The sequence below is a fragment of the Bradyrhizobium tropiciagri genome, from assembly GCF_018130505.1.
Lineage (GTDB): Bacteria > Pseudomonadota > Alphaproteobacteria > Rhizobiales > Xanthobacteraceae > Bradyrhizobium > Bradyrhizobium tropiciagri_B.
Genome location: NZ_JAFCKH010000001.1, coordinates 150,431 through 163,172 on the forward strand (window position 1 = coordinate 150,431; position 12,742 = coordinate 163,172).

The window sequence follows — 12,742 nt, forward strand, 5'->3', positions numbered from 1 at the left end:
ACTCCGGGACAGAGAGTGCATCGGGGCCGAGACTTCATGGCGGAGGCAGCACTCGACCCGTCACCCTGAGGAGGCCGCAACGCGGCCGTCTCGAAGGGTCGACGGCCATCAGCCGGGCCGTGCATCCTTCGAGACGCGCGCAAGTGCACGCTCCTCAGGATGACGGATTGTACAGCGGTGCAATGTATCCGATGTCGTCCCTGCTTTCGCAGGGACGAGTTAGTGGCACCGCTGTTCGCTAGCCGGGAGGCGGCGGCAGGAAGTGGATGTTGTGCTCGGCGGCGAGCCGCACCACGTCGTCCGGGTTCTGCTCCTTCATGTTGTGGATCGCCCAGAACAGGTCGTAGAGCCGGCGCGTCGGTGACACCCAGAACAGCGTCTTGGCCGGCTGCTGCGACTTGTTGAAGATGCCGTGCGGCTTGCCCATCGGCAGCCGCACCAGGTCGCCGGGCGTTGCGGATTCGTCGGCTCCGTCGAGCATGAAATCGAGCTTGCCCTCGAGAATATAGAGATACTCGTCCTGGTCGGGATGGATGTGCGGCGGCACGAAGGTGCCGGGCGGGAAGGTCGCGTGCCACGAGAAGGAATGCTCGCTGCGGGTCTTCGGCACGTAGGTCTGGCCGAGGATGCTCCAGGAAATGCCCTGGATGCCCTCATTGGCGCGGGTGATGCCGGCGATCTCGTCTTTCATGATTGCGTCTCCTTTGGATTTATTTTGCCGCGCAGTCCTTGGCGTAGCGGTCGCCGTAGTCCGAAAACACCTTCTCGACGATTTCGGTCTGGAATTTGCCGTCCGGCCGCTTCGCGACCTTGGTGAGGTAGAAATCCTGGATCGGATAGCCGTTGTTGCTGAACTTGAAGTGACCGCGCAGCGAAGTGAAGTCGGCTTTCTTCAGCGCGGCCGCGACCGCGTCCTTGTTGGAGAGGTCGCCTTTCACCGCCTTGACCGCGCTGTCGATCAGCATCGCCGCGTCATAGGCCTGCATCGCGTAGGTGCCGGGCACGCCGCCATAGGCCGCCTCATAGGCGGCGACGAACTTCTTGCTCGCGGGATTGTCGAGGTTCGGCGCCCAGTTGGCGCCGCCGAACATGCCGACCGCGGCATCCTGCTGCGCGGGCAGGGTGGATTCATCGACGGTAAAAGCGGACAGCACAGGCACGGTCGCCCCGGCCTGCTTGTACTGCTTGACCAGATTGACGCCCATGCCGCCGGGCATGAAGGTGAACAGCGCATCCGGCTTCAGCGAGGCGATCTTGGACAGCTCGGGCTGGAAATCCAGCGTGTTCAGCGGCGTGTAGGACTCCTCGACGATCTCGCCCTTGTAGTCGAGCTTGAAGCCGGCGACGGAATCGCGGCCGGCCTGATAGTTCGGCACCAGCAGATAGACGCGCTTGTAGCCGCGGTCCTGCGCCACCTTGCCGAGGATCTCGTGCACCTGGTCGTTCTGGTACGAGGTCACATAGAAGAACGGATTGCAGTCCTTGCCGGCGTAGCTGGAGGGGCCGGCGTTCGGGCTGATCAGGAAGGTCTTGCTCTCGGTGACCGGGCGGTGGATCGCCTGCAGGATGTTGGAGAAGATCGGGCCGACCACGAAATCGACCTTGTCGCGCTCGAGCAGGCCGCGCACCTTGACCACCGCGCCGTCGGGCTTCAGCTCGTCGTCGGCATTGATGATCTCGACATCGCGGCCGGCCATCTTGCCGCCGAGGTCCTTGACCGCGAGCGCAAAGCCGTCGCGCACCTGCTGGCCGAGCGCCGCGGCCGGGCCCGATGTCGTCACCAGCACGCCGATCTTGATCTTGTCTTGCGCGGCCACCGGGGTGATCGCAACGCTCAGCAGCGCTGCCAGTCCCGCCAACGTCGTCAGTTGCTTCATTTAGCTCCCCCGGCTGATTTCTTGACGGCTCGTCTCTCGATGCCTTGTCTCGATGCCTTCGCCGCAGCTTATTCTGACGAGCGCGATCGCTGCAAGCGATGCGGCGTCGCGCCGAGGCAGACGGCACGCTCCATGTAGGCGCCGCATGCAAGCGCCGCGCCAATTGCTTGAAGGTTAAAGAAATTGCATGATCGGCCGGTGACGGTGCCGCGATTCGCAATTGTCCTTGCGGCGTGCCGCAAATTGTTTGAAGCTCAAAATATCAGGTCCGGCGGGAACCCGCCGCGGAGGCGCGATCGTCGCATGAACCTCGATTCCGAAACCAAAGCCGTCGAGCTGCCCGACGACCACGGCACCGAGCTGCGGCTGTGGCTCCGCCTTTTGACCTGCACCACCCTGATCGAAGGCGAGGTGCGCAGCCAGCTGCGCGAGAAGTTCGACGTCACGCTGCCGCGGTTCGACCTGATGGCCCAGCTCGACAAGGTTGCCGACGGCATGACGCTGTCGGACCTGTCGAAGCGCATGATGGTCTCCAACGGCAATGTCACCGGCCTCGTCGAACGCCTCGTCGAATCAGGCCATATCGATCGCCGCACCTCGGAGACGGATCGCCGGGTGCAGTTCATCCGGCTGACCAAGCTCGGCCGTGCCGAGTTCCGCAAGATGGCCGCCGAGCACGAGACGTGGATCGCGGACATCTTCGCCGACCTCTCGCCGAAGGACATCCGCGAGCTGATGCGGCTGCTCGCCAAGGCCAAGGGCTCGGCGCAGCGCTCCGCCAAGGCGAGGACGGCCTGACCGCGCTCACCGGGATCGGCGGCCGACGGGATGCGTCATTTCCACGCTTGCGCCAAATTATTTTAAGTATAAAATGATTGGCGATTGGCTCACTGCCGGGTGAGTGTCGATATTGGTCTCTTCGATAGGGTCTTGGCCTTTCTGGATGGAAAGCGAGGGCAATCGAATGTCTGCTGAATTTTCCGGATTGGGCCCATCGGGGCACGTCGACGATTTCGCGCGGCGCAACCTGCCGCCACCTCACCAGTGGCCGAAGCTGCTGCTCGACCGGCCGGAATTCCAGTACCCTGATTATCTCAACGCCGGGGTCGAGCTGACCGATCGCATCGTCGAGCAGGGCATGGGCGATCGCATCGCGCTGATCGGCAATGGCCGCCAGCGCACCTACAAGGAGCTCACCGACTGGTCGAACCGCCTTGCGCATGCGCTGGTGGAGAATTACGGCGTCAAGCCGGGCCATCGCGTGCTGATCCGCTCCGGCAACAATCCGGCGCTGGTCGCCGCCTGGCTCGCCGCGACCAAGGCCGGCGCCGTCGTCGTCAACACCATGCCGATGCTGCGCGCCGGTGAGCTCGCCAAGATCGTCGACAAGGCCGAGATCGCGCTGGCGCTGACCGACAGCCGCATCGCCGATGAGCTGGTGGCCTGCGCCAAGACCAGCAAATTCCTCAAGCAAGTGGTCAATTTCGACGGCACCCAGAACCACGATGCCGAGCTCGACCGCATCGCGCTGAACAAGCCGGTGAAGTTCGACGCGGTGAAGACCGGCCGCGACGACGTCGCGCTGCTCGGCTTCACCTCAGGCACCACGGGCGAGCCGAAGGCGACGATGCATTTCCACCGCGATCTCCTGATCGTCGCGGACGGCTATGCCCGGGAAGTGCTCAAGGTGACGCCGGACGACGTGTTCGTCGGTTCGCCGCCGCTTGCCTTCACCTTCGGCCTCGGCGGGCTCGCGATCTTCCCGCTGCGCTTCGGCGCCACCGCGACGCTGCTGGAGAACGCGGCGCCGAGCGAGATGATCAGGATCATCGAGACCTACAAGGCGACGATCTGCTTCACCGCGCCGACCGCCTATCGGGCGATGATGGCGGCGATGGACAAGGGCGCCGACCTGTCGTCGCTGCGGCTTGCGGTCTCGGCGGGCGAGACCCTGCCGGCGCCGGTGTTCGAGAGCTGGACCAAGAAGACCGGCAAGCCGATTCTCGACGGCATCGGCAGCACCGAGCTGTTGCACATCTTCATCACCAACCGCGTCGGCAGCGCGGTCGGCGGAACGACGGGAACGCCGGTCGGCGGCTACGAGGCGAAGATCGTCGACGACAACATGAATGATTTGCCGGCCGGCGAAATCGGCAAGCTGGCGGTGCGCGGCCCGACCGGCTGCCGCTATCTCGCGGACGAACGGCAGAGCAAATATGTTCGCGATGGCTGGAACATCACTGGTGACGCTTTCGTCTGTGACGCGAACGGCCGGCTGTCCTTCGTCGCGCGCGCCGACGACATGATCATCTCAGCCGGCTACAACATCGCCGGTCCCGAGGTCGAGGCCGCATTGCTGGGCCATCCCGATGTTGCCGAATGCGCCGTCATCGGCGCGCCGGACGACGAGCGCGGACAGATCGTCTCGGCGTTCGTGGTGCTGAAGCCCGGGGCATGCAGCGACGAGTCGGAGATCAAGCTGCTGCAGGATCACGTCAAGGCGACGATCGCACCGTACAAATATCCCCGCGCGGTCTCGTTCGTGGAGGCCCTGCCGAAGACGCAGACCGGAAAGATCCAGCGCTTCAAGCTGCGCGAGGCGAGCTGAGGGCGGGGCAACGGCGCGTGACCGTCGCCCGCGAAAGTCAATGCGCCGCGCCGCCGCCGGCCGTGGTCTTGGGCTTGCCGGTCAAGAGGATCGCGATCGCGGCAAGCACCAGCACGATGCCGATCACTGCAAACGTGTCGCTGAAGCCGAGCACCAGCGCCTGGCGCTTGACGATATTGCCGAGCGCGACGATCGCCTGGTGGTGCGCGGTGGCCGGGTCGGAGATGCCGTGGCTGAGGAAGTAGTCGGTCACCTGGGCGATCCTGCTCCGCACCTCCTCGCGGCCGAGGTCGACGGACTGGCCGATGATGTTGGAGTGGAACTGCTCGCGCTTGGTGACGATGGTGGCGAGCAGCGCGGTGCCGATCGCGCCGCCGAGATTGCGCATCATGTTGGAGATGCCGGAGGCGGCGGCCGCGTCCTGCGGCGCGACGCTGCCGAGGCTGACCGCGGACAGCGGCGCCAGCATGATCGCCTGGCCGACGGCGCGGACGATGTTCGGGACGAAGAACTGGTCGCCGGAATAGTCGAGCGACATCGAGATGTTCATGAAGGATGACACCGCGAACAGGATCATGCCGGTGAAGGCGATGAAGCGGGCATCGAAGCGCTGCATCAGCTTCGGCACCAGCGGGATCAGGATCAGCTGCGGCAGCCCGGTCCAGGCCAGCACCTGGCCGATCTGCTCGGCGTTGTAGCGCTGCACCTGGCCGAGATAGGCGGGCAAAAGGTAGACCGAGCCGAACAGCGCGAAGCCGACGAACACCGCCGAGATGGTGCCGAAACCGAAGCTGCGCTGGGTCAACAGCCGCAGCCGCAGCAGCGGCTTCTCGACGACGAGCTCGATCCAGATGAACAGGGTCAGGCTGACCGCGGCGATCACCGCGAGCTTGACGATGAATGGCGAGCCGAACCAGTCGTCCTTGTTGCCTTCCTCGAGCACCGCCTGCAGCGACGACAGGCCGACCGCCATCGTGATGATGCCGAGCCAGTCGCCCTCGCGGAGCAGATCAAGCTGCATCGGCTGCCGTTCCAGCGTGAAGAACAGCGTGACGACCATCACCGCGGTGGGCAGCACGTTCACGAAGAAGATGGTCTGCCAGCCGTAGTTCTCGGTGAGGTAGCCGCCGATGGTCGGGCCGATCGCCGGCGCAAAGGTCACGGCGAGCGCGAACATCGCAAGGCCGATCGGCTGCTGGGCCTTCGGCAGCTTGGTGAAGACGAGCGTGAATGCCATCGGGATCAGCACGCCGCCGAAAAAGCCCTGCAAGCCGCGCATCGCGATCATCGACGGCAGGTCGTGGGTGAAGGCGCAGGCCACCGAGAAGATCGCGAACAGCGTCGCGAAACTGATGATGATCTTGCGGAACGAGAACACGCGGCTGAGATAGTCGGTGAGCGGGATCACCACGATCTCGCCGATCAGGTACGACGTCGAGATCCAGGAGCCGTTGTCGACGCCGGTGCCGATGCCGCCTTCGATATTGAGCAGCGAGGCATTGGTGATCTGGATGTTCAGGATCGCCATGAAGGCGCCGATCATGGCGGCGACGATCGAGATCCAGACCGCCATGCTGGCGCGGTTGGGATCGGCGGCGGCTACTGGGCGAGGCGCCGCGGCGGGGGAGGAGAGCGCGAGGTCGGACATGACATCACCTATCTACGGCATCACCTATTGGACGAGGCAACAGCAAGCTTCGGTGTGACCTTGGCTTTGGCGGTCGGGGCCTGCTCCGCCGGCCGCGACAGCGTCGCGATGGTCGGGATCACCGACATGCCCGGCCGCAGCTCGACCGGAGTGGCGTCGAGCACGATTTTCACCGGAATGCGCTGCACCACTTTGGTGAAGTTGCCGGTCGCATTGTCCGGCGGCAGCAGCGCGAATTCCTGGCCGCTCGCCGGCGCCAGGCTGTCGACATGGCCGCGCACGAGATGGCCGGGGAACATGTCGACTTCGATCTCGACCGGCTGGCCCTTGCGGACGTTGGTGAGCTGCGTCTCCTTGTAGTTCGCGATGACATAGGCGCCGGTCGCCGGCACCAGCGACATCAGCTGCGTGCCGGCCTGGACGAACTGGCCGGTGCGCAGCGTGCGGTTGCCGACGACAGCGTCGATCGGCGCCGTGATGGTGGTGTAGCCGAGATTGAGCTCGGCCTGGCGCTGCAGCGCGGCGGCGCGTCCCGACGCCGCGACGGCCTGGGCGATCTCGGCCTTGAGCAATTCGACCTGGCGCAATGCGGAGGCGAGGTTCGCGGTATCGCGGGCGACCGCGGCCTGGGCGCTGGCATAGCGCGACTGGGCCTGCTGCGCGTTCTGCAGGCTGCCATAGCCGGTGCCGGCGAGGTCGGTGTAGCGCTTGTTTTCCTGCGCGGCGAAGGTCTGCGTCGCGGTGTCGACGTCGAGCGTCGCCCGCGCCGCCTGGATCACGGATTGCTGGACGTCGAGCTGGGCGTGCTTGCTCGCGACGGCGGCCTCGGCTGCGGCGACATCGGCCTTGGCCTGATCGAGCGCCACCTTGAAGTCGCGATCGTCGATCCGCGCCAGCACCTGGCCGGCATGCACATGCTCGTTGTCGCCGACCATCACGGCGCTGAGATAGCCGGAGACCTTGGGTGCGATCGTGGTGTTGTCGGCCTTCACATAGGCATCGTCGGTCGACACCTCGAAGCGGCCGACGGTCCAGTAGTCCCAGCCGTACCAGGCCGCGCCCGCGAGAACGACGGCGGCGGCGCCGGCGAGCAGCAGGCGGCGAAGCTTGCCCTTCGCGGCGGCGGGGGTGGGAGGCGCCACTTCGGCGGTGGCTATCAATTGCTTGGCGGTTTCGGCCGGAACCTTGCTCTCGGCCTCGAAGGACGTCTCGTGCTGGCTCATGGCGGCGCTCCTGATCGTCTATCCCTTTGGAAAGTCTTCAAAATTCATCCGGATCTCGTCCGGCTAATTAGGAAACTTGATGTTTTCCAAAATAGAGCGCATATTGGGACTGTCAATGGAATGACAGGCATCATCTAAAAGCATGGCTCGGATCGCGGCATGAACGGAAAGGACAAGGCGCAGGCCGAGAGCAGCGCAACGGAGCGGCGCGGCCGCGGGCGGCCGCAGCTTCGCTCCGACGACGAGACGCGCGCCGTCATCTACGAGGCCGCACGGCATGAATTCGCGACTCGCGGCTTTGCCGTGACCAGCATGGCCGACGTCGCCTGCCGCGCCGGCGTGTCCACCAAGACGCTCTATCGGTTGATCCCGACCAAGCTCGCGTTGTTCGAGAGCACGGTCACCGACCGGATGGACCACTTCGTGTCGATCGTGAGTCTCGGTGCCTGCGACGGCCGCGACATCGCGGCGGCGCTGGAGGCGGCGCTGCTGAGCTGCGCCGAACTGATCCTCGATGCCGAGGTGATCGCGCTGCAGCGGATCATCCTCGCCGAGAGCGACAAATTCCCCGACATCGCCGAGATGTTCTACGAGAAGGCGATGCAGCGCACGCTCGGTGCGCTGGCCGCGTGGTTGGGTACGCAGCAGAGGCGGGGACGGATCACGGTCGACAATGCACAGGCAGCGGCCGGCATGCTGCTCGGCATGCTCGTGTTCCAGCCGCAGCGCGACGTCATGTACGGACGCCGGCCGGCGCCGTCGCGGCAGGAGCTCGAAGTTCGCGCAAAAGCTTGCGCGGCGCTCTTCCTCTCGGGGGCCGCCACGCGCGCCGACAGCAAGACGTAGAGCGGAGATGCATGATGCCGGCCGAAACCTTTACCGTCGATGCGCGGATCTCGCCTGACGACGAGGCGAAATGCCAGGACGTACTGACGCGCTGGATGACGGCGCTCAATCGCTACGATGCGGCGGCGATGGATGCCCTGATGCACTTCCCGCATGCGCGGATCGCCGGCGGTAGCGTGACCGTCTATCAGCAGGCCGGCAGCAATCCGATGGATCTGTTCGAGCGGTTGCGGGTGCAGGACGGCTGGCACCACAGCGCCTGGAACGAGATCAGGCTCGTCCAGTCGTCGCCGGTGAAGGCGCACTATGCCCTGCGCTACACGCGCTATCGCGCGGACGGCTCGATCATCGGCGTCTACGACTCGCTCTATGTGTTGAGCCTGTCCGGCGGCGAATGGAAGATCCAGAGCCGCTCGAGCTTTGGACCGTAAGCAGACGTCACCTGATCGCCGTCACTTCGCCGCGACCGACGCAGGCGGTTGCGCGAGGACCTGCCGGATCATGCGGGCGAGGTCGGATTTGCGATAGGGCTTCGGCAGCAGCGTCACGTCAGGGTCGAGCCGGCCGTGATGGAAGATCGCGTCCTCGGTGTAGCCGGAAGTGAAGAGCACACGCACTGAGGGCAGCTTGGCGGTGACGGCATCGGCCACCTGCCGGCCGTTCATGCCGCCGGACATGATGACATCGGTGAACAGCAGATCGCAGACGAAGCCCTTGTCGATCGCGGCCAGCGCCTCCGGGCCGTTGGCGGTGACCATGGTGTGGTAGCCGAGCTGCTCGAGCTGGGCGCTGACATAGTTGCGGACCAGCGGATCGTCCTCGACGACGAGAATGGACTCGCTGCCGCCCCGGGCATCGACGACGGGCACCGGCTCGGCGTCGACCCCGTCGCCGCTGCTGCGCGGCAGATAGAGCTTTACCGACGTGCCGTGACCCTCCTCGGAGTAGATCTTGAGGTGCCCGTCGGACTGCTTGATGAAGCCGTAGACCATGCTGAGGCCGAGGCCGGTGCCCTTGCCGGTGTCCTTGGTGGTGAAGAACGGCTCGAACACCTTCTCGCGGATCGCCTCCGGAATTCCGGCGCCGGTGTCGCTGACCGCGACCATCACGTATTCGCCGGCGCGCACATCCAGATTGCTGGCGGCATAGGTCTCGTCGAGGATGACGTTGCTGGTCTCGATCATCAGCTTGCCGCCCTCGGGCATCGCGTCGCGCGCATTGACTGCGAGGTTGAGCAGCGCGGTCGCCAGATGGTTGGGATCGATGAAAGCCGGCCATGCATCGGGCTCGAGCGAGGTGTCGATCTCGATCTGCTCGCCGAGCGAGGGGCGCAGCAGGCGCGCGGTGTCCTGCACCAGCGTGTTGAGGTTGGCTTCACGCGGCTGCAGCGGCTGCTGGCGCGAGAAGGCGAGCAGATGCTTGGTCACCTCGGCGCCGCGCGAGGCCGCATCGCTGATCATCTTTGTGACCGAGGACAGCGCGGCATCATGCGCCACTGCGTCGGCGAGGATATCGATCAGGCCGGTGACGACCGTGAGGATGTTGTTGAAGTCGTGGGCGATGCCGCCGGTGAGGTGGCCGACCGCCTCCATCTTCTGCACCTGGCGCAGCTTCTGTTCGGCCTCGAGCTGCTCGCGGGCGGCCTCGACCTCGCGCGCGCGCATGAAGATCTCGGCTTCCATCTGCTCGGTGCGTTCGCGCAGCCGGTCGGTCAGCTTGTCCTGCTCGGCGCCGCGCCGCTTCAGCTGGATGAATTCGGTGACGTCCTCGACGCGGTGGATGATGTAGGCGATCTGCCCGTTATGTCCGAACACCGGCGTGTTGCGCGGGCTCCAGAACTTCTCCTGGAAACCGCCGCCTTCCGAGTCGGGCTTGCGGATATCGTATTTCTGCACCGACATCGTGTCGGGGCGACGATTCTGGACGACGCGCTCGAGCGAGGCCCGCAGGTTCCGCACGCCGTCGGCGGCGGGATCGTCGGGATTGTCGGGGAACACGTCGAACAGCCAGCGTCCGACGATCATCGCACGCTCGGTCATCGTGGCGCGCAGATACGCATCGGTGACGGCCACGATGCGGAAGTCGGGCGACGTCAGCACGAGATAAGGGCCGGGTGCGCCTTCGAACAGCGCCTTGAAGTCAGGCATGGGCGGGGACGGGGTCTGCAGGTCAGCCTCCCTCGCAGTGGCTATGGTCCAGCGCGCGCTCCACGACCAAAGATGTGGCACGCGCATCGGGCGAGCGCAATGCTTAACGTATGGTGTCGACTTGGCTTTTCGGCCATTTGCTGCGGCGCGCAGCGCTGGGTGGCACCGGGTTCCACGCACCGGCAGTTGCGTTAACGAGGTGGCAAGCGCGATAGGCGAGCCGCAAGCAACGCGATCCAATCGTTCCGCTATGTTTGTGCCCGCTAGCGTGTGTTCGGCAGATAGCGCCAGCCGTCCTTGCCGAGGAAGTCCAGCATCGCCTTCGCCGGCGGCAGCAGGACCTTGTCGGCGCGTCGGATGGCGTGCCACTGCCGGACGATCGGCAGGCCGCGGACCTTGAGCACGACGAGGCGGCCGTCCTCCAGCTCGTGATGGATGGTGTGCTGGGAGATGAAGGCGATGCCGAGCCCGGCCATCACCGCCTGCTTGATGGTCTCGTTGCTGTCCATCGCCATGCCGATCTTCGGCGCGAGGCCGACCCGCTCGAAGAACTGCTGCATCAGCATCCGCGTGCCCGATCCCTGTTCGCGGGTGATGAAGGTCTCGTTGGCGAGCTCCGATATCTCGACGTGCCGGCGCCGTGCCAGCCGGTGGTCGGACGCGGCGACGATGTAGTGCGGATGCCGGCCGAGCGGCTTCATCTCGACCTCGACGTCGGCCGGCGGCGCGCCCATCACCGCGATGTCGAGATCGTAGCCGCGCAGCGCGTCGCGAATCTCCTCACGGTTGCCGATCCGAAGCGTGACCTCGATCTTGGGAAAACGGCGCGAGAACCCGGCGATCGCGAACGGCACGAAATACTTCGCGGTCGAGACCGCGCCCATCGCCACGCGTCCGCCGCTGCGGCCCGCGATCATGTCGAGCGATTGCTCGCAGTCCTTTAGCGCCGCCTCGATCCGTTCGATTAGCGACAGCACGTGCGCGCCGGCATCGGTCACGGCCATGCCCTCGCCGGTGCGCTGGATCAGCGGCAGGCCGGCCAGCTCCTGCAGATTGCGCAGCTGCAGCGTCACCGCGGGCTGCGTCAGATTGAGGCGGTTGGCCGCCGCGGTGATCGAGCCGGCCTCGTGCACCGCGGACAGCGCGCGCAGCTGGCGGATGGTGAGGTCTCGCGTGAAGTGGCCGGCCATCGCAGGCTCCATAAGAAAAACTTTGGCGTCGCCAAAGATAAAGAAATTTCCCTAATTCGGCAAATCGCGCGTTGATAGTGGCGAAGGCGACTCCGATGCGGGTCGCAGATCGAAGCAGCCTCGGCACAGAGGGCGTGATCAAAGGGAGAGACCCGTGGAGATTCGTCCTGCATTGCATGCCTATCTGGAGTGGCCGGCGCGGCAGAATCCGACGCGCGCCGCCACCGTCGCCGTGATCGAGGCGCTGGCCGGCGCCGCCATCGAGCTCGCCCGCACCATCGCCGCCGGTTCGCTTGCTTCGGTCGGCGGCGAGAGCGGCGCCATCAATCCCGACGGCGACCGCCAGAAAGCTCTCGACGTCGTGGCCGACCGCCTGATGCGCGACGCGCTGCGCACAGCGCCGGTCGCCGCCGTGGTGTCGGAGGAAGTCGAGCTCCCCGAGACGCTCGACGCCGATGCGCCGCTTTGCGTTGCGATCGATCCGCTCGACGGCTCCGCCAATCTGGAGAACAACATCTCGGTCGGCACCATCTTCTCGATCCGGCCGAAGACCCGCGACGCCATCTCGACCTTCTTCGAGCCCGGCACGGCGCAATGCGCCGCCGGCTGCTTTATCTACGGCCCGCAGACGGTGCTGGTGCTGGCGCTCGACCAGTGCGTCGACTGCTTCACGCTCGACCAGCGCACCGGTGAATTCGTCCTCACCGGGCGCGACCTGCAGGTGCCGCCGGACACCGCGGAGTTCGCGATCAACGCCTCGAACCGGCGGCACTGGAGCGGCGCGGTGCGCGGCTATATCGACCAGTGCCTCGCCGGAGTGAACGGCGAGCGCGGGCAGGACTACAACATGCGCTGGATCGGCTCGCTGGTTGCCGAGGCCTATCGCATCCTGATGCGCGGCGGCGTGTTCCTGTATCCGGCGGACGCGCGCCAGGGCTATCGCGAGGGCCGGCTGCGGCTGCTGTACGAAGCGCATCCGATCGCGCTGATCATGGAATGGGCCGGCGGCGCCGCCTCGGACGGCCGCTCGCGCATCCTCGAATTGTCGGCACGCACGCCGCACCAGCGCGTGCCTCTGATCATGGGATCGACCCGCGCCGTGCGCGATGTCGATGCGGTCCACCTCACGGTCGAGCCCTTGTTCGAGAGCAGCGATGCCCCGCTGTTCGCGCGGCGCGGCCTGTTTCGCTGACGGGGAAATCG

Annotated in this window: 11 protein-coding genes; 5 read left to right on the forward strand and 6 right to left on the reverse strand. The window is 65.6% G+C overall.

The features are described 5' to 3' along the window. Positions 1-238 precede the first annotated feature (238 nt). Together JQ633_RS00610 and JQ633_RS00615 are read right to left on the reverse strand one after the other, a co-directional pair. Positions 239-691, reverse strand: a complete 453-nt coding sequence (locus JQ633_RS00610) for a cupin domain-containing protein (RefSeq protein ID WP_211981277.1) — start codon at positions 689-691, stop codon at positions 239-241. Between the two features lie 19 nt (positions 692-710). After that, positions 711-1,877 (reverse strand): ABC transporter substrate-binding protein, encoded by a 1,167-nt coding sequence (locus JQ633_RS00615; RefSeq protein WP_211981288.1) that lies wholly within the window; start codon positions 1,875-1,877, stop codon positions 711-713. A gap of 303 nt (positions 1,878-2,180) precedes the next feature. On the opposite strand from JQ633_RS00615, the gene JQ633_RS00620 reads away from it, so the two are divergent. Together JQ633_RS00620 and JQ633_RS00625 are read left to right on the forward strand one after the other, a co-directional pair. Next, positions 2,181-2,675, forward strand: a complete 495-nt coding sequence (locus JQ633_RS00620) for a MarR family winged helix-turn-helix transcriptional regulator (protein WP_211981289.1) — start codon at positions 2,181-2,183, stop codon at positions 2,673-2,675. Positions 2,676-2,841: 166 nt separating this feature from the next. Further along, positions 2,842-4,485 (forward strand): AMP-binding protein, encoded by a 1,644-nt coding sequence (locus JQ633_RS00625; protein ID WP_211981290.1) that lies wholly within the window; start codon positions 2,842-2,844, stop codon positions 4,483-4,485. Positions 4,486-4,522: 37 nt separating this feature from the next. Here the strand turns inward: JQ633_RS00625 and JQ633_RS00630 are convergent, their stop codons facing one another. Beyond that, positions 4,523-6,133 carry a DHA2 family efflux MFS transporter permease subunit gene (locus JQ633_RS00630; protein WP_211981291.1) on the reverse strand — a complete coding sequence of 537 codons (1,611 nt, stop codon included), beginning with the start codon at positions 6,131-6,133 and terminating at the stop codon, positions 4,523-4,525. A 20-nt stretch (positions 6,134-6,153) separates the two neighbouring features. Then, positions 6,154-7,356, reverse strand: a complete 1,203-nt coding sequence (locus tag JQ633_RS00635) for an HlyD family secretion protein (RefSeq protein ID WP_211981294.1) — start codon at positions 7,354-7,356, stop codon at positions 6,154-6,156. Positions 7,357-7,515: 159 nt separating this feature from the next. On the opposite strand from JQ633_RS00635, the gene JQ633_RS00640 reads away from it, so the two are divergent. Next, on the forward strand, positions 7,516-8,202 hold the full coding sequence (locus JQ633_RS00640; protein ID WP_211981295.1) for a TetR/AcrR family transcriptional regulator: 687 nt from the start codon (positions 7,516-7,518) through the stop codon (positions 8,200-8,202). 11 nt (positions 8,203-8,213) lie between these two features. Beyond that, the gene (locus JQ633_RS00645) at positions 8,214-8,633 is read left to right on the forward strand and encodes a hypothetical protein (RefSeq protein WP_211981297.1); all 420 of its coding nucleotides are present in this window, start codon (positions 8,214-8,216) and stop codon (positions 8,631-8,633) included. A gap of 21 nt (positions 8,634-8,654) precedes the next feature. Here the strand turns inward: JQ633_RS00645 and JQ633_RS00650 are convergent, their stop codons facing one another. Next, positions 8,655-10,349 (reverse strand): ATP-binding protein, encoded by a 1,695-nt coding sequence (locus tag JQ633_RS00650; protein WP_249158668.1) that lies wholly within the window; start codon positions 10,347-10,349, stop codon positions 8,655-8,657. 263 nt (positions 10,350-10,612) lie between these two features. Beyond that, positions 10,613-11,539 (reverse strand): LysR family transcriptional regulator, encoded by a 927-nt coding sequence (locus tag JQ633_RS00655; protein ID WP_211981299.1) that lies wholly within the window; start codon positions 11,537-11,539, stop codon positions 10,613-10,615. A 160-nt stretch (positions 11,540-11,699) separates the two neighbouring features. On the opposite strand from JQ633_RS00655, the gene JQ633_RS00660 reads away from it, so the two are divergent. Further along, positions 11,700-12,731 carry a class 1 fructose-bisphosphatase gene (locus tag JQ633_RS00660; RefSeq protein WP_433995622.1) on the forward strand — a complete coding sequence of 344 codons (1,032 nt, stop codon included), beginning with the start codon at positions 11,700-11,702 and terminating at the stop codon, positions 12,729-12,731. The last annotated feature ends 11 nt before the right edge of the window (positions 12,732-12,742 follow it).